Raw genomic sequence first — 23,516 nt, 5'->3', positions numbered from 1 at the left:
TTTGGTCGCCTGAGATGGTGCTGCTCTCCTCGAGAGGAAGGCAGGTCTGAGATCAGGGAGTGCCGCCGCCCGGAACGCCCGGCGCCAGCTTGCTGGCGCCGTTGATGATCTGGCTGAGGAAGTTCTGGTCCTTGCCGCCGGTCGGTGTGGTGCGCGAGACGAAGTCGAACATCTTGCCGTCTTTCAGCCCGTAATTGGCAATCTGGGTGACGCGGCCGTCGGCGCCGAAATAGACCGCCAGCACCTTCTGATCAATGAGCCTGGGTTTGTCGAAGGCGACGTAGCGCTTGCGCGTCTGCGAGATGTAGTAGAACGCCTCGTTGTCGAAGGTCGCCGTCGTCGACGGCGTGCCGAGCGCTAGCAACACCTGCTCGCGGCTGGAACCGACTGGCACCGAATCGATTGCCTGCTGGTCGATGACGTAACCCTGCGTCAGCGTCTCGCTGGGGCTGAGGTCACCGATCATCTTGGAGGTGTGGCAGGCAGATAGCGCCGAAATGATAACCAGCAGCGAGATCGCGCCGGCGGGCCTGGACGAGAAGGTCGACTTGAAATTCAGCGCGCGCAACAACAACTCCATTAGCTGGCCGCAACTTGCGCTGGGCCGCGAAACCGGTAAACCAGCTTGCTTGCCGATGCAACAAGGCCACTTCAACAAACGGTCCCCAGGAGACCATCCCCAATGTTCCAGCGCATTTTTGGCCGCGAACGCCACGCCAACCGCGCTATCACCGAGGCGCTTTACGCACAAATCGTGGCGGCGGCGCGGCAAACTGTGTTTTATTCCCACTGGAATGTGCCAGACACGCCGCTTGGCCGTTTCGAGATGTTGTCGCTGCACATGTTCCTGTTCCAGCACCGGTTGCGCGGTCATGGCGGCGTGGCGCAAGAGGTTGCTCAGGTGCTGATCGACGAGTTCTTCCTGGACGTCGATCACTCGCTGCGGGAATTGGGCATTGGCGACGTTGGCGTGCCCAAGCGTATGAAAAAGCTGGCAAAGATGTTTTATGGCCGAACCGCCGCCTATGATGATGCGCTGGAAAGAAACGACCGCGACGGGCTCACCGCGGCCCTTGCCCGCAATGTCCGGCCCGATGCCGGCGCCTGGCCCGAAGCGCCGCTGCTGGCCGACTATGTCATCGATGCCTGCAATCAGCTGGCCGCGCAGCCGTCCGATTCGATTGTCTCCGGCACGCTGGCCTTTCCCGTCGCCAAGGGAGATTGAACAATGAAGCATGTCGACCCGCAAAGCCCGGTCTCCTTCCGCGCAAACGTCACCCGCCTGCCGCAAAAGGGCTTGCCGGTGGTGATCGAGGCCGACGCTGCCCAACGTGCCGCACTTGCGGAGGAACATGGGCTGCTTTCGGTCGAATCCTATCGCGCCGAGCTTCTGGTGGCCTCATGGAAGCGCAATGGCGTGAAGATCAGCGGTCGCGTCGAAGCTGACATCACCCAGGCCTGCATCGTTACGCTCGAGCCTGTCGAAGCGCATATCGACGAGCCGGTCGAAGCGCTGTTGCTGCCAGAGGACTCCAAGCTGGGACGACAGGGTTTCGATGGTGGCGGCGAGATACTGCTCGATGCGGAAGGCCCTGACAGTCCCGAAACATTTTCCGGTGACACGATCGACGTCGGGGCACTTGCCGAGCAGTATTTCGGACTGGCTATCGACCCCTATCCGCGCAAGCAGGGTGCGTCGCTGGATGTCGGTGGCGGGACCGAACTGGCGGAGAATGAATTTCAGCAAAAACTGCGATCCCTGCTGGGAAAATCCTGAAAACCTCGCCCGCGACGGAAAAGTCGGTTGTGCGGCAGCCCAAAACCGTTATTTTCGCCGAACCTTCGCGGTCGCTAAAGCGACCTGCCGCCTAACCGTGAGATAAATACCGCGTGATCAGGATTTCCATCGATGCCATGGGCGGCGATCACGGACCAGCCGTGGTCATCCCAGCGCTCATGACGGTCGCGACCCGCCGTCCCGACATCCGCTTCGTCATCTTCGGGCGTGAGGAGGTCGTGCGCCCGGAACTCGCCAAGTTTCCCAAGCTCGCCGAGGTCAGCGAATTCTTTCATTGCGAGATCGCGGTCAGGATGGACGACAAGCCGAGCCAGGCGCTGCGCCACGGCCGCTGGAAGTCGTCGATGTGGAAGGCCGTCGAGGCGGTCAAGACCGGCACGGCGGACGCCTGCATTTCCGCCGGCAACACCGGCGCGCTGATGGCGATGTCGAAATTCTGCCTGCGCACCATGGCCACCATCGATCGCCCGGCGATAGCGGCCCTTTGGCCGACAATGCGCGGTGAGAGCGTGGTACTGGATGTCGGCGCCACCATCGGCGCCGATGCGCACCAGCTCATCGACTTTGCCATTCTCGGCACCGGCATGGCGCGTTCCGTCTTCGGCGTCGCACGGCCGAGCGTCGGGCTGCTCAACGTCGGCGTTGAGGAGATCAAGGGCCAGGAAGAGGTCAAGGAGGCCGGGCGCATGCTGCGCGAAGCCAACATGGCTTCGATGAATTATCACGGTTTCGTCGAAGGCGACGACATCGGCAAGGGTGTGGTCGACGTCGTCGTCACCGAAGGCTTTGCCGGCAACATCGCGCTGAAGACGGCGGAAGGCACGGTTCGCCAGATCTCTGGCTATCTGCGCGCGGCGATGGGCCGGACGCTGATGGCCAGGATCGGCTATGTCTTCGCCAAGGGTGCCTTCGATCGCCTGCGCGAAAAGATGGATGTCGGTCGCTCCAATGGCGGCGTCTTCCTGGGGCTGAACGGCATCGTGGTAAAGAGCCATGGCGGAGCTGATTCGGACGGTTTCGCCGCGGCGATCGAGCTTGGTTACGACATGGTGCGCAACAATCTGCTAGACCGCATCGAGGCCGACCTGGATCTGTTCCATGCGCGCAACCCGCATGCCCTGACAGCTAGGAAATCCGACGTCGTTACCGACGCAAAGGAATAGGAAAGAACCTTGATCAGATCAGTCGTGCGCGGCACGGGCGCCGCGCTGCCCCGCAGAATCATGAAGAATGCCGATTTCGAAGGCATGGTCGAAACGTCCGACGAGTGGATCGCCCAGCGCACCGGCATTCGCCAGCGCCATATCGCCGGTGACGACGAGACGACGGCTTCGCTGGGTGAGGCGGCGGCGCGCGCGGCACTCGCCAATGCGGGTCTGACGCCCGCCGACATCGACGTGATCGTGCTGGCGACCTCGACGCCCAACAACACCTTCCCGGCCACTGCCGTCGATATCCAGAACCGGCTCGGCATGCATCATGGCTTTGCCTTCGACATGCAGGCGGTCTGCTCGGGCTTCGTCTATGCCGTCACCACAGCCGATCTCTACATCCGCGGCGGCCTGGCCAAGCGCGTCCTGGTGATCGGCTCGGAAACATTCTCGCGCATCCTCGACTGGAGCGACCGCTCGACCTGCGTGCTGTTCGGTGACGGCGCCGGTGCCATGATCCTGGAAGCAGGCGAGGGTGCGGGCACGATTGCCGACCATGGCGTTCTTGCGGCCAGCCTGCGCTCCGATGGCACGCACAAGGACAAGCTTTTCGTCGACGGCGGGCCGTCGACCACGGGCACGGTCGGCCATCTCCGGATGGAGGGCCGCGAAGTCTTCAAGCATGCGGTGGGCATGATCACCGACGTCATCGAAGCGACGTTCTCGCAAGCCGGCATATCGGCTGATGATCTCGACTGGTTCGTGCCGCACCAGGCCAATAAACGAATAATTGACGCTTCCGCCAAGAAGCTCGGGATAGCCGAGCAAAAGGTGGTGGTGACTGTCGATTTGCACGGTAACACCTCGGCTGCTTCCGTGCCGCTGGCGCTCTCGGTGGCCGTCGCCGACGGCCGCATCAAGAAGGGCGATCTCGTCCTTCTGGAAGCGATGGGTGGTGGCTTCACCTGGGGCGCTGTTCTGGTTCGCTGGTAAGTGCCGAACGGTCCGGTTTCGGTCCTTGACCTTGCCGGATCAATTACTTAGGCTCTGCCGTTGTTGTGTCGAATTTTATGTTTTGAGCTGATGGGACGGTCGCATGGGGGGAAAGACACTTACGCGCGCCGACCTTGCCGAGGCAGTTTACCGGAAGGTCGGCCTGTCGCGCACTGAATCGGCCGAACTCGTCGAAGCGGTGCTGGATGAAATCTGCGAAGCCATCGTCCGTGGCGAGACGGTGAAGCTATCGTCCTTCGCGACATTCCACGTCCGCTCGAAGAACGAGCGCATCGGCCGCAATCCCAAGACCGGCGAAGAAGTGCCGATCCTGCCGCGCCGGGTGATGACCTTCAAGTCGTCGAACGTGCTGAAGAGCCGTATCTTGCGCTCCCATCAAAGCGGCAAGGCCAAAAGCGGCAAGTAGCCTTATCGTCTATTGCGCGGTTGAAAACCGCTGCCGCCATGACGCCGGGCTTGAATATTGCTTCATAAACCGCTGAAATAAGACCCGATTCGGAAAGGTAAGCCGGATCGTCGTCCAGCGTGAGGATTCGCCCATGGACAAGAGCCCAGACGCCTTTCGTACCATCAGCGAGGTCGCCGAGGATCTCGATCTGCCGCAGCATGTGCTGCGCTTCTGGGAAACGCGTTTCAACCAGATCAAGCCGATGAAGCGCGGCGGCGGCCGCCGTTACTATCGGCCGCAGGATGTCGAGCTGATCAAAGGCATCCGCCACATGCTCTACGATCAGGGTTACACCATCAAGGGCGTGCAGAAGCTGTTGCGCGAGAACGGCAATCAATTCCTTGTCGCCATCGGCAATGGCGACATGGCCGCCGTCGAGGCGATCTCGCAGCGCAAGCAGGCCGATCAGGTGCCACTGACGCCCGCGGCACAGCCGCGCGGCATGGACGACGAACTGGTTGGCCAGCCGCGGGTCAAACCCAGCCGCCGCTTTTTCGGTATGGGCAAAAGCGACGAGGACGGTCCGGTCCAGCCGGACGCGTCTAAGCTCTCGCGTGACAATCGCGCGCTGCTGCAGGAGGCGCTGTTCGACCTCCTGGAATGCAAGCGCCTGCTTGACCAGGTGCGCTGACCGCAGTTCGACGCAACGTCGATAGTTCGAAACCGGAACCCGACTTTCGGTGAGGCGTTACGCTTCCTTCTGCAATTGAAGGAAACACGTCATGGCTTCATATTCGACCTTCTCGGACATCGATCTCGACCGGCAGGTCGCGGCTCTCGCCAAGGAATTGGCCAGCTTGAAGAGGGTCGTGGCCAAGCAGAGCGGCGCCTACTACGAAGACGGTCGCGATGCCGCGCTCGACACCTATTCCGATCTTGCGGGGCGTCTGCGCGATGCCATGCCGGCAATCCGCAAACAGGGCAGGGTGATCGAGAAGTCGGCTCGCGACCATCCGGCGGCGGCCGCTGCCGTCGGCCTTGTGGTGCTCGGGCTGGTCGCCAGTCTGCTGTTCAGCCGGCGCTGAGGAGCGGTGCTCGGATATTGGAGATAGCTGGCGCTGTCATTCGATGAACTTGGTGCGCCCAAATCGTGTCGAGCCTACGCGCCATAAAGCCAGGAGAAGGCCAGCCTTGAACAACGAGCCAAGGCCGGCCCTGTCGTTGGCAAGTCTGCCGGGCTTACACCTTCTTCACGTGGTGATGGTGATGATGATGGTGGTAGCGGACGTGGTGGCGATGATGATGGTGGTGACGATGATGCTTCGCCATCGGGGCCGCGTCCGCACTCGTCGCACCGATCACCGGGACCGTGAAAGCCAGTGCGACTGCAAGCCCGAGAGCTGAGAGGAGGGACTTCTTCATGGATCGTTTCCTTTTGTTTCGCGGGCGCATATGGATCGGGTCGATAGCCTGGCCGCCGCGAATGGAATTACGCTCCTGAATTTTTTCGCCAGTATTTCCCGATCGTAGAATCTTGTTTCTGGACTGTTTCTGCGTGGTCCAGCCACCGTCACCATCCGGGCTGAAAGCCGCCCCTTGCCGGCTGTTTTCCCTCACATCGGCGGGACGACGCCATTGTTTCCCACCACCACGCGACCGCTGCTCAGTGTACCGTTAGCCTCGCGTTCGGCGGTAACGAAGACCGTCGCACCGGGCTTGAGGTCGGCCGGCGTGGCCGGCGCGAAAGTCACGACAGGCGTGGTGTCGGGGATCGAAATCTTCTTCGTACGGCCATTGTCGTAGGTCAGCGTGACGGATCGCCCGCTTATGTCGGTGACGTCGGCCACGGTGCCGTTGGTCATCCGGCTGTTTGGCTGCAGGTCCCAGGGACGGTCACCCTCGCCAGTGCCTTTCAACGCGGCCGGAAAAACCACCACCTCAAGGGCGCCACTGCCGCCATCCGCCTTCGAGACGGAGGCGATGCCGAGGAAATCGCCCTGCTTGATGTCTTTTGCGGAGGCGTTGGCGACGCCCGAGATCTTCCAGCCGGCCTTGAGCTTGATCGCTGACGTATCGCCCTGGCGGGTTTTCACGGTGAGCAGCGTGGGTTCGAAGCTGACCACCGTGCCGCGCACGCGCAGAGCGTCGGCGGCTTGGGCGCCGCCGGCACCGGCGAAGGAAAGGCTGGAAATCGTGCCGAGCACGACCATGACGGTCTTCAAGTTCATTGCAAAAAATCCTTCCGGGAACGAGCTGGCTGGAACCGGATGGTTTCACGCCAGCGACTCGGGAGATAACGAACGGGCGCGGCGAAACTGCCGGCAAAAGGCCGATCAGGCCTTCAAAACAACTTGATCGCGACGTGTGCGCGAGAGGCCGCGCAAGGCGCTGGTTCACGATCCCGTGACGGTCGTTTTGGCTCTTGGCAAATCGCCGGCGAGCGGGCATGTTCCCGATCGTCTCAGGCAACACTCCTCATTTGATCAAACTCTTTCAGTCATGGAGTTGCCAATGCCCCATAATGCGAAAAGCGAAGCCCTCTCCGACCCGGCAGCCAACGGGAGCGGGCCAGATTACAGCACCACCCTCAGAGCGATGCGGGAGACCCGTGGCTACAGCGTGGAAGAGCTGTCCCTGACATGCGGTCTGTCGGTTGACGAGATTGAGGATATCGAGAACGGCAAGATAACGGATCCGTTGAAGCTGCGTCGTATTGTGTCCGCGCTTCGACTTCCCCAGGAGGCTCCGGTCACCCCGGCCGCGCCGGCGCCGACGGCGCTGGGCCGATCCCCGGCATAAATTGCCACCATGCATTCCAGTGAACCCGCCAAGGCCCCCTTGGCGGGTTCACTGTACCTGCCGCAGCCTCACTGCTTCAGCCTGGGGCTTGCCGATTCGTCTGTCGCACGTGCTTATACGCGCGACGGCTTCGGCTGCTGGACAGCAATCTGCTGTCCATCAAGGTTTTTGAATCGTGGGTTTTGACGATGAGCCTGGAATCCGTTCGTGCCTTCTTCGCCACCCACGCGCCCGACATCGATGTCATCGTCACGGAAGCGAGTTCGGCGACGGTGATCCTGGCGGCTGAGGCGCATGGCGTGCTGCCGGCACAGATCGCCAAGACGATCTGCCTGCGCGTCGGCGACCGCACCATGCTGGTGGTGACCAGCGGTACCGCCAGGCTGGACAACCGCAAGTTCAAGGACCAGTTCGGGGGCAAGCCGCGAATGCTCGACGCCGCCGAGGTTGTCGAAGCGACCAGCCACCCGGTCGGCGGCGTCTGCCCGTTCGGCCTGCCGGCACCGCTGCCGGTCTATTGCGACAAGTCGCTGCGCGAGTTCGACGAGGTCGTGCCTGCCGCCGGCGCCACCAACGCGGCCGTGCGGATCAGCCCGCGGCGCATGGTCGAGATTACCGGCGCTGAGTGGGTGGATGTGTGTCAAGGGTAGGCGCTCGGAGGTCCGAGCAAGGACCGTAAAGGACACGTTCTGAGATTTGCCCTGATCCGAGATCTGGCCCGTCTGACCTGACATCTGGAGAGGCGGACTTCGGGGGCAAGTCCTGCTTTGAAATGGTCGGAGTGGCCGGATTCGAACCGACGACCCCTTGACCCCCAGTCAAGTGCGCTACCGGGCTGCGCTACACTCCGGACCGGTCGCGATGTATCGTGATAACCCTGTGCGGGTCAACCGAATTCCGCGACTTTTATCCCGCTGCGATGGCGGGTGCCGGCGAGCGCTGCAACGCTGGCCGCAACATCCGCTGATGGCGGTATTCCAGCGCGATGGCGCCCCAGATCAGGCCGAGCAGCAAGTAGACATGGCGCCAGTGGTCGATGTCGATGAAGGTACCGAGCCCGATATTGCCGATGAAGGCGACATAGGCGCACAAGAGATACGGCTGCCACGGCCGGTCGCGCAGCAGGATGCGGAATCCGGCTGCTATCGTCCACAAGACAAGCGCGAGGAACGACACGAAGCCGAGCCAGCCATAATCCATCAGCATTTTTAGCCAGATGTCGTGGGTGTCTTCGCCAAAGATCGTGCCGAAGACCAGCGGGCCGATGCCGAAAGGATGCTCCATCGCCATCTGGAAGCCGATTGCGTAGCGGGCGAAGCGTCCGAGGCGGGCGGTGTCGTAGCTCTGTTCGAGATGGGCGCGGTTGGAAAACATCTCCGACACGCCGGGCAGCTGCAGAATGACGATCATGGCGACGACCAGCAGTGCCAGCGCGGCAATGGTCATCACCACCACGCGCAGACGGAACATGCCGCTGGCGCTCTGCAGGAACAGGCAGCCGGTGAGCAGGACGGCCGAGACGGCGAACATGCCCCAGGCGCCGCGCGAGAAGGAGAAGAAGATGCCGGCAGTGATGATCAGCAGCGGCACAGCCAGCAGCGGCATGCGCGTGACCGGTCCGGTCAGAAGCAAATAGAGCAGATAGATGCCGGGCAACACCAGGAACGGTCCGAACACGTTCGGATCCTGGAAGGCGCCGGCGGCGCGGTCGTATTTGGTGAACATCTCGGCACCCGGAAAGGCGTGGAAGTAGCCTGCGATGCCAAGCAGCGAGGTCGCCACTGCAGAAACCACATAGGCAATGAAGATCAGCCGGTAGAGGCTCGGCCGCACGGCGGTGATCGATGCGAAGAACACCGCGCTGAAGGCGAGAAACAGCGACACGGCGAGATAGAGCGGCGTGTTGGCGAGGTCCGCCATCTGCGTCATGGAGATCATGCCGCCAATATTCATCGTCACCAGCAGCACCAGCAGCGGCGTGGCGGCGCGGGAAATCCTCAAGCCGAAAAGTGCCCAGATGGCGATCAGCCCGGCCGTGTAGAGTTCATAAGGCGCCGGCTCGCTGATGACGAAGCCGGACAGCAGAATGCCGAGGAAGACCGCGCCCGACGAAATCAGCGCGATCAGCTTGGCGTTGACCGCCGCGCGCGGCACATCATGGGCGATCGCGCTCAATAGGCGTTTTCCGTGTTGAGCAGCCGGATCGGCGTCAGGAACAGGATCCGCAAATCGAACAGCAGCGACCAGTTCTCGATGTAATAGAGATCGTACTCCGTCCGCATGCGGATCTTCTCGTTGGTGTCCATCTCGCCGCGCCAGCCATTGATCTGCGCCCAGCCGGTGACGCCCGGCTTGACCTTGTGGCGCGCGAAATAGCCGTCGACCACTTCATTGTAGAGCAGGTTGTGCGACTGCGCGGCGATGGCATGCGGGCGCGGGCCGACCAGCGACAGCGAACCGAGCAGCGAGTTGAAGAACTGCGGCAGTTCGTCGATCGAGGTCTTGCGGATGAAGCGGCCGACGCGGGTGACGCGCGGGTCGTTCTTGGTCACCGTCTGCTTGGCGGTCGGGTCGGCCTTGTCCGTATACATCGAACGGAACTTGTAGACCTCGATGATCTCGTTGTTGAAACCGTGCCGCTTCTGGTGAAACAGCACCGGTCCCTTGCTGTCGAGCTTGATGGCGATGGCGGTCGCCAGCATCACCGGCGAGAACACCACGATGCCGATCAGGCTGAAGACGATGTCGAAGGCACGCTTGGCGACCGAATCCCAGTCGTTGATCGGCTTGTCGAAGATGTCGAGCATCGGCACCGCGCCGATGTAGGAATAGGCGCGCGGTCGAAATTGCAACGCGTTGGAATGCGCCGACAGTCGGATGTCGACCGGCAGTACCCAGAGCTTCTTCAGCAACTGCAGCACGCGCGATTCGGCGGTCAGCGGCAGCGACACGATCAGCATGTCGATGCGGGCGATGCGGGCGAACTCGATTAGTTCCGAAATGGTGCCGAGCTTGGGGTAGCCGGCGACGATGGGCGGCGAGCGCTTGTCGCCGCGATCGTCGAAGATACCGCAGATGCGGATATCGTTGTAAGGTTGCTTTTCGACCGAGCGGATTAGGATTTCCGCCGCCTTGCCGCCGCCGACGATGACGGCGCGCCGTTCCATGCGGCCATCGCGCGCCCAGGCCCGGATCAGCTTCGACATCACCAGCCTGAGGCCGAAGATGAGAACGAAGCCGATAACGAACCAGCTGCCGAACAAAAGGCGTGAATAGTCTTCCGACATCTTCATGACGAACGCTGTCAGCGCCATGAGGGCGAAAGTGCCGGCCCAGACCAGCAGGACACGGCCGAAATTGGCGATCGGCCGCATCAGGGCGACGATCTGGTAGCAGTCGGTGACGTCGAGCAGCACCACGGCAAGGAACGACCCGGCGGCGATCGTCACCGGATACTGCCAGGCGAGGTAATTGAAGAACCCAACAAAATGGAAATAGACCGCGAGCCCGGACAGGAACAGCAAGCCGAATTCGACCATGCGCAGGACGCCGCTGACCATGATCGGCGACATGGTATCGCGCCTGTACTGCGAAGCCACCTGGCGGGCGACATTGTTCATGCCGCCAGGCGCGTCGCCATCGGCCGGGCCGTCGAATTTACGCACCGCCTCTGCTGAAAAGCGGCGCGCGGGGTCGATCTCGTTCATGGGGCTTTCCGCAAGCTTCCCGACGTGAATAGCAAAAGAGAGCTAAGAAACCCTTGAAACAACGCACGGCTTTGGAACGGCTTGGCCCTGCGGGTTATTTGCCGAGCGCGGCGAAGTAAGCCTTCTCGATGTCCGCGGCCATCACATCGGCGCCGAAGCGGGCCTCGAGGTCGGCGTGATCGGGCATGAGGTCGCTATAGGCGGCGGGGTCGGCCAGTGCCTGGCTCATCTTGTCGGCAAGCTCGACTGAGTCGGGCCGGATCAGGGCAGGGGAACCGGTGCCGAAGATCTCCGGTATGCCGCCGACGGCGGTGGCGATCATCGGCTTTCCCGCAGCAAGCGTTTCCAGGACGATATAGGGCATGGCTTCGGCGCGCGAGGGAACGATGACCAGCGCTGCCAGCGCAAACGCCTCCCTGGCCGGCATCGGTGGCAGGAAGCGGACATGGTGCTCAAGCCCGAGGCGCTTCACTTGCCTATGGTAACGCGGCAGGTCGTCGCCGTCGCCAACCATAACAGCGGTCAGCGCGCGGCCGAACTGGGGGCCGGCAAGGGCGAGCGCATCGATAAAGATGTCCGGTCCCTTCAGGTCGCGCATCATGCCGATATAAAGCAGATCGGCTGCATCCGGCTCGGTGCTCACCGGCTCGAATTCGGCGGCGCGCAGGCCGTTGTAGACCAAGGTGTTGGGAATGGGCGGCTCGCCGACCTTGTGGCGATAGGTTCGCCTTTCATAGTCGGACACAAACAGCAGGTAGTCGGTGAAGCGGGCCATGAAGCGCTCGAGCGCGAAGAACAGCTTTCCGGTGGTCGTGTTCTCGTCATAGTGGAGAGAGCCGCCATGCGGCGAATAAAGGCGGGCTACGCGAGACCTTGATACCCGCAACAATGAGCCGAACAGACGGGCATAGGCGCCACCCTTGGCGCCGTGCCCGTGCAATACGTCCGGCCGCAATTCCTTGATGATCCTGTAAGTGCGCCAGGCCGAGGCGAGGTCGCCCGGACCGACATGGCGCTGCATCGGCGTGCGATGGATGCCGAGCGCCAGCATGTCTTTCATCTGCCCGAACAGGTGTTCCTCGAACTCGCCGCCCGTCGTCGAATCGCAGACGATGCCGACGGAATGTCCGGCCGCGACCTGCGCCTCGGCAAGATCGCGCACATGCCGGAAAATTCCTCCGACGGGTGAACGAAAGCAATGGACGATCCTGAGCGTGTCCGCCACTTGGTATCTGTCAGAACAGACGTTCGCGGACGTAAACGGTATCGCCAGGAAGCAGCGGGTCGGAAGTGACCACGCGGCCGGTCATCACCTTGCCGTTGATGTCGCGAGTGATGTCGACGCTTTCCTGGTTGGCGCGCGGCGTGAAACCGCCGGCAATGGCGATTGCCTTCTGCACCGTCAGGCCGGGGACATAAGAGTATTGGCCTGCGGCGCCCACTTCGCCCATGACGAAGATCGGCCGGTAGCGGTCGATCTCGACCGAAACGTCGGGATCGCGCAGATAGCCTTGCCGCAATTTGTCGGCGATCTCTTTTTCCATCTGCTGCGCGGTGTGGCCGCGCGCCGGTATGGCGCCGACAAGCGGGAAGGAGAGGTAACCGGATTGGTCGACGCTGTAGGTGTTGGTCAACCCGTCCTGCTCGAACACGGTGACGCGGACGCGGTCGCCGGCGCCAAGACGATAGGGCTGATCGAGCACCTCATGGAAGGCCGCCGGCGTCGGCCGGTAGCTGGAACAGCCAGCAAGCATCGATACGGCAAGCAGAGCGCGAAACAGGGAAGCAGTGCTTTTCATGACCGGACAGGTACCTTCGACTGGGCCGCTGCGGCGTCGCAGCAAACATCAGGGATCGAGGTCCGTTATCATCCTGTTAGGGTTAATGGCCGGTAAAGGGAGCGGCTGGCGCATGGCGCATCGGCAAGAGTTTATGATTTTTTCGCAAGTTTGTTTCTCGCTCGCCAGTAAACCCTAACGGAAACTTACCGTGATCTTAACGGCTGAGTTACCATAGTTGTTTACGGTGCATCCCGACCCAGTATCGGAGTAGGGATGCATGTCCGTTCAGTCCGCGGCCGCAGATGTCGACGTCGATCTCAGGCAGCTCTTCGCCAGCCTGGCGAGGAATTGGCTGCGCATAATCGTCGTCGTCTTGCTGGTGACGGGTCTGGCGTTCGCGTTCGCCTCATTGGCAACCAGGCACTACAAGGCCGAGACGCAGGTGGAGATAGCTCCACGCGAATCCGTCTACACGCGGCCGGCCAGCAACAACAATGATACCGACAAGCCTATTCTCGACGAACAGGGCGTCGCCACCCAGGTCCAGATCATTTCCTCCAACGAAATCCTCAAGCAGGTCGCACAGAAGCTTGGCCTGGAAAAACTGCCCGAGTTCAATGAAGCGCTCGACATGTCGGCGCTGAGCCGCGCCCTGGTCCTGGTCGGCTTGAAAAGCGACCCGATGGAAATTCCGACGGAAGAGCGCGTGCTCAAGAAAATGCACGAGAAGCTCAACGTCTATGGCGTCGAGAAGACCCGTATCATTGCCATCGAGTTCTCATCGGAAGATCCGCAACTCGCTGCCAAAATACCGGATGACATTGCCGCCGCCTATATAGCGGGGCAGGGGGCGGCCAAGCTTGAATCGAACAACGCCGCCGCCGACTTCCTGGCGCCGGAGATCGCCGACCTGTCGAAGCAGGTCAAGGATGCCGAGGCCAAGGTCGCCGCCTACCGTGCCCAATCCGATCTTCTGATGGGTGGCAACAATTCGGTGCTGGCCACCCAGCAGCTTTCGGAACTGTCGAGCGAACTGTCGAAAGTGCGTGCCAACCGCGCCGCGGCCGAAGCGACCGCTGACGGTGTGCACAGGGCGCTGCAGAATGGCGGTTCGCTGGATGCCGTGCCGGAGGTTCTGTCATCGGATCTGATCCAGCGCTTGCGCGAGCGACAGGTCGAATTGCGCTCCAACATCGCCGATCTGTCGACGACACTGCTGGGCAATCATCCGCGCATCCGCGCGCTGAAATCGCAACTGTCCGATCTCGACGCGCAGATCCGCAGCGAAGCCCAGAAGATCATGAAAGGCCTGTTGATGCAGGCCGAGACGGCAAAGGCCCGCGAGAACCAGCTAGTTGCCGACGTCAACACGTTGAAGGCGGCGTCGGCGCAGGCCGGCGAACAGCAGGTCGATCTCGACGCCCTGCAGCGCGACGCGACCGCCAAACGGCAGCAACTCGAGCTGTATCTGACCAACTACCGCGAAGCGGCTTCGCGCCAGGATCGCAACTACCTGCCGGTCGACGCCCGGATCGCCTCGAAGGCCTCGGTTCCTTCCGAGGCCTATTTCCCGAAGGTCGGACCGATCGTTGGCGCCGCCTTCGCCGCATCGCTGCTGATCATGGCCATCGTGACGCTTCTGCGGGAGCTGTTTTCCGGCCGCGCGATGCGTCCGGCGACTGGTTCCCGTTTCGAACGGATCGATGAGGTCGCGATGCCTGATATTGCGCCGGCCCCCGGTAGGGTCGCAATGCCGGCTGCCCGCCAGGAATTTGCTGCCTTTCAGGAACCCATTGTTCGCCAGGAGATGGGAGAAAGTCCGGCCGAAGCGGAGGCCGAGCCCTACACGGCCGCGATGCCCTATCGGGCCGAGGCGCCGGATACGGGCGCCATGTCCGATGCGGTGGCAGCAGAGCAGACGGCTGTCGCGCCCGAGCCGGCGCGTTCGGCTCTGGGCGAGATCGACATCGAGAAGGCTGCCGAGAAGCTGATCGCCAGCGGTGCCGCGCGCGCCATATTCGTCTCGCCGGAGGGCGACGAGGCAGCCGCATCAGCGATCCTGGTGGCCCGCGAGGTCGCGGACGCCGGCCTGCGCGTCCTGCTGCTGGACCTTACCGCGTCGGGGGCGGCATCACGGCCGATGCTGGACAGCGGCCTTTTCCCCGGCATCACCAACCTGCTCGCTTCGGAAGCCCAGTTCAGCGACGTCATCCACGCTGATCTGTACTCGGACTGTCACGTCATTCCGGTCGGCACCGCCGATCCGGTCCGAGCCATGCGCGCCGCCGACCGGCTGCCGATCATCATGCAGTCGCTGACCACTGCCTATGACCTGGTCGTGGTCGAGTGCGGGCCGGCCGACGCGCAAGGCATCGGCCGTCTGGCAGGTGATGCCACCGAGGTGTTCCTATCCATGCTGGAGGCGGACGACGAGGTGACGCAGGCCGCGGTCAAGCTGATCGAGAACGGCTATCCCGATCTCACGCTGGTGACGCCGCTCGGCCACGAACCGCCCGGCAATCCGGTACCCGGACGACGCTCCGCCGCCTGAAGCAATTCCCTAACAGGCGCCGGTTAGCGGTCTGCCCGGTTATCCCAGTTCCAGGGTCGTTACGCCGAACACTCGCTGCAGGCCGAGCTTCGGGGGCAGGCCCTTGTACATGCGGGTGGTGGTGAAGGTCGGCGCAAAGCCGGCCGCCTCGAGCGCCGCGATGAAACCGATGTTGTCGGCGGGGACGTCGATGTGCAGGTCGCCGCCCTCACAGGCGCCAGCCAGTCCGTCCAGCAGTTGCAGGGCGATTTCCATCTCGTCGGCAAACAGCGGGCCGACCTTGAAGCCGGAGCGGCACGGCCGCGCCACGGCGTAGCCGGCGGTGCCGCGCGAACTGATCGCCGCCAGCCCGCAGTGCGGTGCCTGCAGCCATCGCTGCAGGAAGGCCCGCCGCGGCGCCGGAAAACAATATGAGTCGTAGGCGATGATGTCGGGCACAAGCTGCGTTGTTATCATGCGCAGCCCGTCTGCCCTGATCGCCGGGCCTGCCTTGCGCCCGGTGTAGCGGATGGTTTCGTAGGCCGGCCTGAAGCCCTTGCGCCGGTAATTGGCCTGCTGCTCGGCGACGCCGTCGAGGCCAACGGTCCTGCCTGCAAGCCTTTTCATGCCGGCGTTCCAGACTGCCTTGCCGTAGCCTTTGCCGCGTCGATCCGGCCGGCAGATGTAGAGGCCGATGAAACCGAACTCGCTTCCATAGGCCACTGCCGAGATCGCGGCGACCATTTCGTTGCCGACAAAGGCGCCGATGAAGCCTTCGGGATCCGCAGCCTGCAACATCGCCGCGTCTTCAAGACCGGGGTTCCAGCCTTCCACAGCCGCCCAGTCGACGAGAACCGCCAGCTCCTGCAGCGACAGTGTGCGGATGGTAGGCTTCATGGTGTTCACTCCGCGGCGACTGCTCCGGGCGAGAAGGATTTCAGCATGCCACGATAGGGCTTGGCCAGCGGGCTTGCATAGGCGCCGCGCTTCGATGTCGACAGGCCGAGTGCAATCAGCGCTTCGGCCTGCTTCAGTGCCGCGCCGACGCCGTCGATGACCGGAAGTTCGAATTCCGCTTGCAGCCGGTGCGCAAGATCGGCCATGCCGGCGCAGCCGAGCACGATGGCCTCGGCGCGGTCTTCAGCGATGGCTCTGGCGATTTCGTCGCACAGCTTGCCGACCGCGCCCGATGCCGGATCTTCAAGCGCAAGCACCGGAATGTCCGCGGCGCGCACAAGCGCCCGTCCCGCCATGCCGTAGCGCTGCACCAGCCCTTCGACAGGTACACGCGAGCGTTCGGTGGTGGTCACAACAGTGAAGCGCTGGGCGATGAAGGCAGCCATGGTGAGCGCTGCCTCGCAAATGCCAATGATGGGAATACTGGCCATCGCGCGCGCGGCGTCCAGACCGGTATCGTCGAAACAGGCGATGATGGCAGCCTGCGCGCCGGCACGTTCACCGGCGGCGATCTCCATCAAAAGGCCAGGCACGGCCAGTGCCTCGTCATAATAGCCTTCGATCGAGGCCGGTCCCATGGACGAGGTGACGGCGATGACCTCCGTCCAGGCGCCGGCGACGCCACGCGCCGCGGTACCTATGGTCTCTGTCATGCTGGCCGTCGTGTTGGGGTTCACTATCAATATCTGCACGATCAAGCCCTGGCCCTGCGGCGGCCGACATAGAGGATGATGCCCAGCGTCGCCAGGATCACCAGGAACGAGAACACCGTCGTCACCGTGCCAAGCGCGTAGAGCACCGGTGTCGTCACATTGGTGGTCATGCCGTAGATTTCGAGTGGCAGCGTGTTGAAGGTGCCCGAGGTCATCAGCGTGCGCGCGAACTCGTCGTAGGAGAGCGTGAAGCCGAACAGGCCGACACCGATCAGGCTCGGCGCGATCATCGGCAGCACGACATGGACGAAGGTCTGCCAGGAGGTGGCGCCGAGGTCCCGTGCGGCTTCCTCATAGGCCGGCGAGAAGCGGTTGAAGACAGCAAACATGATCAGCACGCCGAACGGCAGCGTCCAGGTCAGATGCGCGCCGAATGCCGACGTGTACCAGGCTGGGCGCAAGCCTATCTGCTGGAAGACGACGCCGATGCCCAATGAAATGATGATCGAGGGCACGACGAGGCTGGCGACCGCCATGTAGAACAGCGCCGTGGCGCCGCGGAATTTCCGGCGGAAGGCGAGGCCTGCAAGCAGCGAGACAGCGACGGTAACGATCATCACCATGATGCCCAGCACCAGCGAGCGCTTGAAGCTGCCGCCGAAATCGCCGACCGCCTGGCGTTCGAACAGATTGGCGAACCAGTGCAGCGACACGCCGTTGAGCGGAAAGGTGAGGCCGCCGGTCTCGCCCTGGAATGACAGGATCAGGATCGCCGACAGCGGGCCGTAGAGGAACAGCACGAACAGCGTGAAGAAGGCGGCCAGCACGTAGAATTCGACGGTGCGTTTTTCGTGGTTCAACGTCAAAGCTCCTTGCGGATGTCGACGATGCGCAGGATGCCGGCGACCATCAAGAGCACCAGCACCAGCAGCACCACCGCGTTGGCGGCGGCGGCCGGATACTGCAGCAGCGACATCTGGTTCTTCATCATCAGCGCCACCGAGGCGCTCTGGCCGCCCGACATCACCTGCACGGTGGAAAAGTCGGCCATGACGAGCGTGACGACGAAGATGGTGCCGATCGCCATGCCCGGCTTGGCCAGCGGAATGATGACGTTCCACAGCACCTGCCAGCCGGAAGCGCCGGCGTCGCGCGCGGCCTCGACCAGCGAGCGGTCGATGCGCATCAGCGTGTTGAAGATCGGCGTCACCATGAACAGCGTGTAGAGATGCACCATGGCGAGCACGACGGCGAATTCGGAATAGAGCAGCCATTCGATCGGCTTGGGCACCAGGCCCATATGCACCAGCGTCGAGTTGATCAGCCCGTTGCGGCCGAGCACCGGAATCCACGAGATCATGCGGATGATGTTGGAGGTCAGGAACGGCACGGTGCAGACCAGGAACAGCACCATCTGCATCGCCGTGGTGCGGATGTGGAAGGCCAGGAAGTAGGCGACCCAGAAGCCGATGAACAAGGTCAGCGCCCAGACGATGGCGGCGAATTTGATGGTGTTGAGATAGGTCTTCCAGGTGACCCAGGAACCCAGCACGTCGGAATAGTTGGTGGTCAGGAAATCCGGGTACATGGCGGCGAAGTCGTAATCCCAGAAGGAAACGACGACGATCATGATGATGGGTAGCAGCAGGAACGCACCGAGGATTATTGCGAGGGGGGCAGACTGGAGATAGGGCGTGACGGCGCCGATGGAGACGCGACGGCGCCTGGCGGGCTTGGCGGTGGATATGGCGGGGCGTTCGAGGGCGACTGTCATGCGGACAACCTTCGCAGTGCGGCGGGAGAGCAATCTGTAAGGCTGAGATCCTTCGCGCCCCCCTCTGTCCTGCCGGACATCTCCCCCTCAAGGGGGGAGATTGCGCCCTCGACACTGCTTTCGCCAACCATCGGCGTTGCAAGGTCAAAGGCGGCGACGAAACTGCCGATCTCCCCCCTAGAGGGGGAGATGCCCGGTAGGGCAGAGGGGGGCGCGAAGGAATGAGGCATCTCGAACTAACGCGCTGCCTGCCTTAAGCCGCGATGAACTCGTTCCAGCGCTTCACCATGTAGCGGTCCTCGTCCATGACCGAGTTCCAGCAGGCGACATGGCCCATGCGCTCTTCGAACGAGCCGCCGTCACGCAGCGCGCCGGCCTTTTCCATGACAGTGCCGTCGGGCGCCTTGATGTCGCCCTTGGCCGGCTTGCCTTCGATCCAGTAGCCCCACTCGTCCTCGGTCATGAACTTCTTGGCCGAGACCATGTTGGCCGAATAGTAGCCTTGGCGGTTGAGATAGCCGCCGACCCAGCCCGACGTGTACCAGTTGATGTACTCATAGGCCGCGTCGAGCTGCGCGCCCGAGAGATGTGCCGCCAGGCCAAGGCCGCCGCCCCATGAGCGGTAGCCTTCCTTGAGCGGCTGGAAGCGACAGGCGATGCCCTTGGAACGGACGGCAGCGACGGCAGGTGACCACATCGACTGGATGACGACTTCGCCCGACGCCATCAGATTGACGCTCTCGTCGAAGGATTTCCAGAAGGCGCGGAACTGGCCGTCTTGCTTGGCCTTGATCAGGAAGTCGATCGTCTTGTCGATCTCCTCCTTGGTCATGTTGCCCTTGTCGGCATATTTGATGTTGCCCATGGCTTCCATGATCATCGCCGCGTCCATGATGCCGATGGAGGGGATGTTGAGGATCGCGGTCTTGCCCTTGAAGGCCGGGTCCATGATGTCGGCCCAGGTGGTGATGTCGCGGCCGACGAGGTCTGGGCGGATGCCCAGCGTGTCGGCGTTGTAGATGGTCGGCACCATTGTGAACCAGTTGGTCGGCGCCTTGGCGAAGACCTTACTGTCCTGAGCCTCGACAAAGCCGACCGTGTGCGGTGCCGTGCCCTGGGCGATGACGCTGTCGGGCGTCAGCTTGCCGGTTTTGAACAGCGGCACCAGCTCGTCGTAATATTTCAGCTTGCTGACATCCATCGGCTGCAGCACGCCGCTTGGGAACACTTTCTTGCAGATCCAGTATTCGATATCTGCGATATCGTAGCTGTCGGGCTGGGTCACGGCGCGCTGGGCCGCCGCGTCTGAATCGGTCGCGGTCATTTCCAGCGTGATGCCGAGATCCGCCTTGCACTTGTCGGCGATGGCGTTGAGGTTCGACACGCCGGTGCCGAACTGGCGCAGCGTGATGTTGGACTGCGCCCAGATGGTCGGAAAGCCTGATATGGCGCCAGAGCCGGCGGCAAGGCCGACGGCGGCGGCACCCGTCTTGAGCAGCGAGCGGCGCGAAATGCCCGCCTTGGTTTGCGCAGTGTTTGTCATGCCTATTCCCCTGTCTTGTTTTGCTTCGTTGACGTCATGAATGAAGGCGTCCGAGAACGACGGCATCCTCGGAATCCCAGGCGAGCGGTACGGCGTCGCCAATGGCGACGGGTTTGGCGAAGAAGTCGGAATCGTCGACGATGACGGTGAAGTCGTCGATGCCGGCGCCGGTGACGGAGAGCTTTACCGTGGCGCCGCGATATTCGATGTTGGAGACGATGCCGGTGAAGCCGAGGCCAGGCGAGGGCGGCTCGCCGATGCGCACATGATCGGTGCGGATGGCGATGTCGATCGGCGCCCCCGCTTCCCGTGGCTGGCCGCTGGCGGCAAGCGAGCCGCCGCCATTGACGTCGAACACGACCATGCCGTTGCGTTCACCGGTGACCCGGCCGGAGATGACATTGTGGTCGCCCATGAAGCGCGCGACGAAGGCGGTGGCCGGCCGCTCGAAGACATCGCGCGGCGGAGCCGCCTGTTCGATGCGGCCATCGTTCATCACCACGATCAGGTCGGCGAGAGCCATCGCCTCCTCCTGGCTGTGGGTGACGTGGACAAAGGTGATGCCAAGCGAGGTCTGCAGCTTCTTCAACTCGGCGCGCATGCGGATCTTCAGGAATGGGTCGAGCGCCGACAGCGGTTCGTCGAGCAACAGCGCCTCGGGATCTGTGATCAGCGCACGCGCCAGCGCGACGCGCTGCTGCTGGCCGCCTGAAAGCTGCGCGGGCCGTCGCGTGGCATAGGCCTCCATCTGCATCAGCTTCAGCATATCGAGCGCCTTGGCACGGCGCTTTTCCTTGTCGACGCCCTTCATCTTCAGGCTGAAGGCGACATTGTCGATCAGGTCGAGATGCGGGAACAGCGCATAGGACTGGAACATCATCGCCGTGCCGCGCCGGGCCGGCGGCAGGTCCGTCACCACCACATTGCCGAGGCGGACATCGCCGCTGGAAATGCTCTCATGGCCGGCGATCATGCGCAGCGTCGAGGTCTTGCCGCAGCCGGAAGGACCGAGCAGGCAGCAATAGGTTCCCGCCGGGATCTTCAGGCTGATGTCCTCGACGGCGGTCGTCGTTCCATAGACTTTCGAAACGGACACGATGTCGATTTCGGCGGCTTTGGACATAGGCTTCCCCGTTTGGTCGCTTTAACCAAAGCATCATGCGTGCCAATCCCAATATGGCCGGCCAAGCATTTGAATTGTCGGGAAAATCAGGATTCTTGGGTGCCGCTCACAAAATGGGCCGGGTTGTGCATTGCACAAAATATGGGCGATTGTGGGCGATGTGCACAAAAATCGTATGCAATCTTTTTTGCCTTCGTGTCCACTTTGCCTCTCGTACTGGCGTGGATAGTCGCGCTAGAAAGGGCGGAAAGAATTTGCTGCATGAACATCGCCGACCAGATCTATTCCGCCACCGACAGCGCCACGCAGGATCGCGCGCAAGCGATCCGCGACCAGTTGCGCGACGCCATTGTCGACCGCCGGCTGGCCCCGGGCACCAAACTGTCGGAAGGCGAGGTCGGCACGCTGTTCGACGTCTCCCGCACCGTTGCACGCGCCGCCCTGCAGATGCTGTCCTTCGAGGGGCTGGTGCGCACGGAGCGCAACCGCGGCGCCTTCGTCGCCAATCCTTCGCCTGAGGAAGCGCGCCAGGTATTCGCCTCGCGCAGGCTGATCGAACCGGGCATTGCCATCGCCGCCTGCGGGCATGTCACCGCCGCCGACATCGCTGCCTTCAAGACGCAGCTCGACGAGGAGGGCCGCTTCATCGCTGAGCGCGGTCCCAATGCGCGGCGTTCCGAAATCAAGGCGTCGGGCGATTTCCATCTGCTGCTCGCCGCCGTCGCGGGCAATGCCATCCTGCAGCGCTTCATGGAGGAGCTGGTGGCGCGCTCATCATTGGTCATCGCCCTTTACGGGCGGTCTGGGGTGTCAGCCTGCGGGCACAGCGAGCACACCGGGATTGTTGGAGCGCTGGAGAGCGGCGATTGCGGGCTGGCGAGCCGGTTGATGCTGCACCACATCGATCATATCGAGGCCGATCTCGATCTGCGTGTCAGGGCCGGTCCGGCGCTCAGGGAAGCCCTCAACTTCTGAGGCCTAAATTAGCTTTCGTCCTCGGCGGGCGCCGCAGTTTGCCCGGCCGCCTTGCGGCGCAGCATCTTGGTCAACTTCCAGATCATCGGGCTGTTCTTGATGAAGGTTTTCAGCCTCGCGCCTTGCCTCAGCGTCAGCGCCAGCATGCGGCCCTTCAGGGTCAGCGGTATGAGCACCTCGAAATGCCGGGTTTCGATATCGCACCATAGCCGCTTGTAAGGCTCGTCGCCGACTGAGAAATCATAGACCTCGAAACCAGCCTCGCAGGCTTCCTGGATGTTGTCGAAGAACAGGAAGTCGCCGGGGCTGGTGTGGCCAAGATCGTCCTCGGCTATCGCGCCGAATTCGCAGATCAGGCGCTTGCCCGAGAGGCTTGAGCCGGTGACGGCGCGGAGCTTGCCCGCAACCTCGAGCCCGTGCAGCACGAAGGAGGGCTTGTCCTCGGCAAGCGCTTGCGAGAACAGCGCGCGGAAGAAGCCGCGCACCTGCTCGTCGCCGAAGACGTTGGTGATGCCCATCTTGCGAAAGCGGAATTCCTTCATCTCGAAAAAAGCGTCGAGCAGCCTGTTCACCTCGTCCGGTGTGCGGGCCTCGATGCGCCGATGGCTGCCAACCGCCTCGAATTTCCGTATCTGCGAACGGTGCTTCTTGCGCTTGCGCTTGCCGCTGGCACGAGAAAGCAGCGCATCGAAGCCGCCGGCAAGGTCGACGGCCAGCGCCAAATTGGGGCTGGCAAAATGGTCTAGCGCGGCGAGCGGATTGGCGACGCCGTCGAGATCGGGCAGCAACCGCTCGAGCGCGACGAGATCGATGTCCGGGCGTGCCTTGGCAATCGCCGCCATCATCGATCGGACGGCCGCGATATCCGCCCTGGTCAGCCAGTCCGGATCGGCGGCGACGAAATTGCCATTGGCGTGGCGGCCACCCATGAAGCGGGCGACGCGGAACGGGCCGCTGGCGGTGACCTCCAGCGCCAGCGAAAAAACCGGCTTGCCTTCGGCGCTCAGCGTCGCGACGAGCAGATCCGGTCGGCCCTCGGCAGCCCAGTTCAGGATCCAGGCAGCACTCTGCGCTGGGGCAAACAGCGCCGAGCGGCAGAACTCGGCATAGGCCGCGAGCCCGTCAGCGGACGCCACTGAAATCGACAGGCCGGCATGGTCCCGTGGCAAGGCGCGCGACGACGCCTCGGTCGCCGCAAGCCGATTGCCGTCAAATGACGCGGTTGCGTCAACCATACCTCAATCCTTAGGGCGTATTGATCGCGATTTGGGGGTTCGCCTAGGCGCATTCCGTGCTTGGATTAGCCTAGGCGCAAAAGGTGAA

Annotated in this window: 25 protein-coding genes and 1 tRNA gene; 12 read left to right on the top strand and 14 right to left on the bottom strand. The window is 62.7% G+C overall.

Features of this window, described 5'->3' with window-relative positions; genetic code table 11:
• Positions 1 to 52 precede the first annotated feature (52 nt).
• The gene (locus ACSQ3L_RS22320; RefSeq protein ID WP_436161875.1) at positions 53 to 568 is read right to left on the bottom strand and encodes an outer membrane protein assembly factor BamE; all 516 of its coding nucleotides are present in this window, start codon (positions 566 to 568) and stop codon (positions 53 to 55) included.
• Positions 569 to 682: 114 nt separating this feature from the next.
• Between ACSQ3L_RS22320 and ACSQ3L_RS22315 the strand changes: the two genes are divergently transcribed.
• The 8 genes from ACSQ3L_RS22315 to ACSQ3L_RS22280 all read left to right on the top strand — a co-directional run bounded on the left by ACSQ3L_RS22315 (position 683) and on the right by ACSQ3L_RS22280 (position 5,755).
• Entirely contained in the window at positions 683 to 1,225 is a 543-nt protein-coding gene (locus ACSQ3L_RS22315) for a ubiquinol-cytochrome C chaperone family protein (protein WP_436161874.1), read from the top strand.
• A gap of 3 nt (positions 1,226 to 1,228) precedes the next feature.
• A complete protein-coding gene (locus ACSQ3L_RS22310) occupies positions 1,229 to 1,777 on the top strand; it encodes a YceD family protein (RefSeq protein ID WP_436161873.1) in 549 nt (182 codons plus the stop codon).
• Between the two features lie 113 nt (positions 1,778 to 1,890).
• Positions 1,891 to 2,961, top strand: coding sequence for a phosphate acyltransferase PlsX (gene plsX, locus ACSQ3L_RS22305; RefSeq protein ID WP_436161872.1), 1,071 nt, complete (start codon positions 1,891 to 1,893; stop codon positions 2,959 to 2,961).
• Between the two features lie 9 nt (positions 2,962 to 2,970).
• On the top strand, positions 2,971 to 3,942 hold the full coding sequence (locus ACSQ3L_RS22300; RefSeq protein WP_436161871.1) for a beta-ketoacyl-ACP synthase III: 972 nt from the start codon (positions 2,971 to 2,973) through the stop codon (positions 3,940 to 3,942).
• Positions 3,943 to 4,045: 103 nt separating this feature from the next.
• Positions 4,046 to 4,369: an integration host factor subunit alpha gene (locus ACSQ3L_RS22295; protein WP_013532231.1), complete on the top strand. Its 324-nt coding sequence runs from the start codon at positions 4,046 to 4,048 to the stop codon at positions 4,367 to 4,369.
• Positions 4,370 to 4,502: 133 nt separating this feature from the next.
• Positions 4,503 to 5,042, top strand: a complete 540-nt coding sequence (locus ACSQ3L_RS22290) for a MerR family transcriptional regulator (RefSeq protein WP_436161870.1) — start codon at positions 4,503 to 4,505, stop codon at positions 5,040 to 5,042.
• A 91-nt stretch (positions 5,043 to 5,133) separates the two neighbouring features.
• Complete coding sequence (locus tag ACSQ3L_RS22285; RefSeq protein ID WP_436161869.1) at positions 5,134 to 5,436, top strand: hypothetical protein; 303 nt, start codon at positions 5,134 to 5,136, stop codon at positions 5,434 to 5,436.
• Between the two features lie 106 nt (positions 5,437 to 5,542).
• A complete protein-coding gene (locus ACSQ3L_RS22280; RefSeq protein WP_436161868.1) occupies positions 5,543 to 5,755 on the top strand; it encodes a hypothetical protein in 213 nt (70 codons plus the stop codon).
• Positions 5,756 to 5,964: 209 nt separating this feature from the next.
• On the opposite strand, the gene ACSQ3L_RS22275 is transcribed toward ACSQ3L_RS22280, so the two are convergent.
• Entirely contained in the window at positions 5,965 to 6,579 is a 615-nt protein-coding gene (locus ACSQ3L_RS22275) for a hypothetical protein (protein ID WP_436161867.1), read from the bottom strand.
• A 283-nt stretch (positions 6,580 to 6,862) separates the two neighbouring features.
• Here ACSQ3L_RS22275 and ACSQ3L_RS22270 point away from each other — a divergent pair, with 283 nt between their 5' ends.
• Together ACSQ3L_RS22270 and ACSQ3L_RS22265 are read left to right on the top strand one after the other, a co-directional pair.
• Complete coding sequence (locus tag ACSQ3L_RS22270; protein WP_436161866.1) at positions 6,863 to 7,150, top strand: helix-turn-helix domain-containing protein; 288 nt, start codon at positions 6,863 to 6,865, stop codon at positions 7,148 to 7,150.
• Between the two features lie 188 nt (positions 7,151 to 7,338).
• Complete coding sequence (locus tag ACSQ3L_RS22265) at positions 7,339 to 7,800, top strand: YbaK/EbsC family protein (protein ID WP_436161865.1); 462 nt, start codon at positions 7,339 to 7,341, stop codon at positions 7,798 to 7,800.
• A 123-nt stretch (positions 7,801 to 7,923) separates the two neighbouring features.
• On the opposite strand, the gene ACSQ3L_RS22260 is transcribed toward ACSQ3L_RS22265, so the two are convergent.
• The 5 genes from ACSQ3L_RS22260 to ACSQ3L_RS22240 all read right to left on the bottom strand — a co-directional run bounded on the left by ACSQ3L_RS22260 (position 7,924) and on the right by ACSQ3L_RS22240 (position 12,656).
• Positions 7,924 to 8,000, bottom strand: a tRNA-Pro gene (locus tag ACSQ3L_RS22260).
• Positions 8,001 to 8,056: 56 nt separating this feature from the next.
• Complete coding sequence (locus tag ACSQ3L_RS22255) at positions 8,057 to 9,325, bottom strand: O-antigen ligase family protein (protein ID WP_436161864.1); 1,269 nt, start codon at positions 9,323 to 9,325, stop codon at positions 8,057 to 8,059.
• Entirely contained in the window at positions 9,322 to 10,857 is a 1,536-nt protein-coding gene (locus tag ACSQ3L_RS22250) for an undecaprenyl-phosphate glucose phosphotransferase (RefSeq protein WP_436161863.1), read from the bottom strand. The genes ACSQ3L_RS22255 and ACSQ3L_RS22250 overlap by 4 nt, the downstream gene beginning before the upstream one ends.
• A gap of 94 nt (positions 10,858 to 10,951) precedes the next feature.
• Positions 10,952 to 12,082 (bottom strand): glycosyltransferase family 4 protein, encoded by a 1,131-nt coding sequence (locus tag ACSQ3L_RS22245; RefSeq protein ID WP_436161862.1) that lies wholly within the window; start codon positions 12,080 to 12,082, stop codon positions 10,952 to 10,954.
• A gap of 10 nt (positions 12,083 to 12,092) precedes the next feature.
• On the bottom strand, positions 12,093 to 12,656 hold the full coding sequence (locus ACSQ3L_RS22240; protein WP_013532220.1) for a polysaccharide biosynthesis/export family protein: 564 nt from the start codon (positions 12,654 to 12,656) through the stop codon (positions 12,093 to 12,095).
• 259 nt (positions 12,657 to 12,915) lie between these two features.
• On the opposite strand from ACSQ3L_RS22240, the gene ACSQ3L_RS22235 reads away from it, so the two are divergent.
• Positions 12,916 to 15,189: a GumC family protein gene (locus ACSQ3L_RS22235; protein WP_436161861.1), complete on the top strand. Its 2,274-nt coding sequence runs from the start codon at positions 12,916 to 12,918 to the stop codon at positions 15,187 to 15,189.
• 39 nt (positions 15,190 to 15,228) lie between these two features.
• Here the strand turns inward: ACSQ3L_RS22235 and ACSQ3L_RS22230 are convergent, their stop codons facing one another.
• The 6 genes from ACSQ3L_RS22230 to ACSQ3L_RS22205 form a co-directional block, all read right to left on the bottom strand.
• Positions 15,229 to 16,065, bottom strand: coding sequence for a GNAT family N-acetyltransferase (locus ACSQ3L_RS22230; RefSeq protein WP_436161860.1), 837 nt, complete (start codon positions 16,063 to 16,065; stop codon positions 15,229 to 15,231).
• Between the two features lie 5 nt (positions 16,066 to 16,070).
• Positions 16,071 to 16,817 (bottom strand): aspartate/glutamate racemase family protein, encoded by a 747-nt coding sequence (locus ACSQ3L_RS22225; protein ID WP_436161859.1) that lies wholly within the window; start codon positions 16,815 to 16,817, stop codon positions 16,071 to 16,073.
• A 2-nt stretch (positions 16,818 to 16,819) separates the two neighbouring features.
• Positions 16,820 to 17,638: an ABC transporter permease gene (locus tag ACSQ3L_RS22220; protein WP_436161858.1), complete on the bottom strand. Its 819-nt coding sequence runs from the start codon at positions 17,636 to 17,638 to the stop codon at positions 16,820 to 16,822.
• Between the two features lie 2 nt (positions 17,639 to 17,640).
• Positions 17,641 to 18,552: an ABC transporter permease gene (locus ACSQ3L_RS22215; RefSeq protein ID WP_436161857.1), complete on the bottom strand. Its 912-nt coding sequence runs from the start codon at positions 18,550 to 18,552 to the stop codon at positions 17,641 to 17,643.
• 253 nt (positions 18,553 to 18,805) lie between these two features.
• Positions 18,806 to 20,095 carry an ABC transporter substrate-binding protein gene (locus ACSQ3L_RS22210; protein ID WP_436161856.1) on the bottom strand — a complete coding sequence of 430 codons (1,290 nt, stop codon included), beginning with the start codon at positions 20,093 to 20,095 and terminating at the stop codon, positions 18,806 to 18,808.
• Positions 20,096 to 20,129: 34 nt separating this feature from the next.
• Positions 20,130 to 21,218, bottom strand: a complete 1,089-nt coding sequence (locus ACSQ3L_RS22205; RefSeq protein WP_436161855.1) for an ABC transporter ATP-binding protein — start codon at positions 21,216 to 21,218, stop codon at positions 20,130 to 20,132.
• 261 nt (positions 21,219 to 21,479) lie between these two features.
• Here ACSQ3L_RS22205 and ACSQ3L_RS22200 point away from each other — a divergent pair, with 261 nt between their 5' ends.
• A complete protein-coding gene (locus ACSQ3L_RS22200; protein ID WP_292184928.1) occupies positions 21,480 to 22,193 on the top strand; it encodes a GntR family transcriptional regulator in 714 nt (237 codons plus the stop codon).
• A gap of 8 nt (positions 22,194 to 22,201) precedes the next feature.
• Here the strand turns inward: ACSQ3L_RS22200 and ACSQ3L_RS22195 are convergent, their stop codons facing one another.
• Positions 22,202 to 23,428 carry a GNAT family N-acetyltransferase gene (locus tag ACSQ3L_RS22195; protein WP_436161854.1) on the bottom strand — a complete coding sequence of 409 codons (1,227 nt, stop codon included), beginning with the start codon at positions 23,426 to 23,428 and terminating at the stop codon, positions 22,202 to 22,204.
• Positions 23,429 to 23,516 lie beyond the last annotated feature (88 nt).

The sequence above is a fragment of the Mesorhizobium sp. LjRoot246 genome (assembly GCF_964254115.1).
Classification (GTDB): domain Bacteria; phylum Pseudomonadota; class Alphaproteobacteria; order Rhizobiales; family Rhizobiaceae; genus Mesorhizobium.
The sequence above is the reverse complement of the archived record's forward strand: the minus strand, read 5'-3'. Positions and strand labels throughout refer to the sequence as shown.

Coding starts and splice junctions, on each gene's coding strand:
- ACSQ3L_RS22315 (WP_436161874.1), top strand. CDS start 683: ATGTTCCAGCGCATTTTTGGCCGCGAACGCCACGCCAACCGCGCTATC.
- ACSQ3L_RS22310 (WP_436161873.1), top strand. CDS start 1,229: ATGAAGCATGTCGACCCGCAAAGCCCGGTCTCCTTCCGCGCAAACGTC.
- ACSQ3L_RS22295 (WP_013532231.1), top strand. CDS start 4,046: ATGGGGGGAAAGACACTTACGCGCGCCGACCTTGCCGAGGCAGTTTAC.
- ACSQ3L_RS22290 (WP_436161870.1), top strand. CDS start 4,503: ATGGACAAGAGCCCAGACGCCTTTCGTACCATCAGCGAGGTCGCCGAG.
- ACSQ3L_RS22285 (WP_436161869.1), top strand. CDS start 5,134: ATGGCTTCATATTCGACCTTCTCGGACATCGATCTCGACCGGCAGGTC.
- ACSQ3L_RS22275 (WP_436161867.1), bottom strand. CDS start 6,579: ATGAACTTGAAGACCGTCATGGTCGTGCTCGGCACGATTTCCAGCCTT.
- ACSQ3L_RS22270 (WP_436161866.1), top strand. CDS start 6,863: ATGCCCCATAATGCGAAAAGCGAAGCCCTCTCCGACCCGGCAGCCAAC.
- ACSQ3L_RS22265 (WP_436161865.1), top strand. CDS start 7,339: ATGAGCCTGGAATCCGTTCGTGCCTTCTTCGCCACCCACGCGCCCGAC.
- ACSQ3L_RS22250 (WP_436161863.1), bottom strand. CDS start 10,857: ATGAACGAGATCGACCCCGCGCGCCGCTTTTCAGCAGAGGCGGTGCGT.
- ACSQ3L_RS22240 (WP_013532220.1), bottom strand. CDS start 12,656: ATGAAAAGCACTGCTTCCCTGTTTCGCGCTCTGCTTGCCGTATCGATG.
- ACSQ3L_RS22235 (WP_436161861.1), top strand. CDS start 12,916: ATGTCCGTTCAGTCCGCGGCCGCAGATGTCGACGTCGATCTCAGGCAG.
- ACSQ3L_RS22230 (WP_436161860.1), bottom strand. CDS start 16,065: ATGAAGCCTACCATCCGCACACTGTCGCTGCAGGAGCTGGCGGTTCTC.
- ACSQ3L_RS22215 (WP_436161857.1), bottom strand. CDS start 18,552: ATGACAGTCGCCCTCGAACGCCCCGCCATATCCACCGCCAAGCCCGCC.
- ACSQ3L_RS22210 (WP_436161856.1), bottom strand. CDS start 20,095: ATGACAAACACTGCGCAAACCAAGGCGGGCATTTCGCGCCGCTCGCTG.
- ACSQ3L_RS22205 (WP_436161855.1), bottom strand. CDS start 21,218: ATGTCCAAAGCCGCCGAAATCGACATCGTGTCCGTTTCGAAAGTCTAT.
- ACSQ3L_RS22200 (WP_292184928.1), top strand. CDS start 21,480: ATGAACATCGCCGACCAGATCTATTCCGCCACCGACAGCGCCACGCAG.
- ACSQ3L_RS22195 (WP_436161854.1), bottom strand. CDS start 23,428: ATGGTTGACGCAACCGCGTCATTTGACGGCAATCGGCTTGCGGCGACC.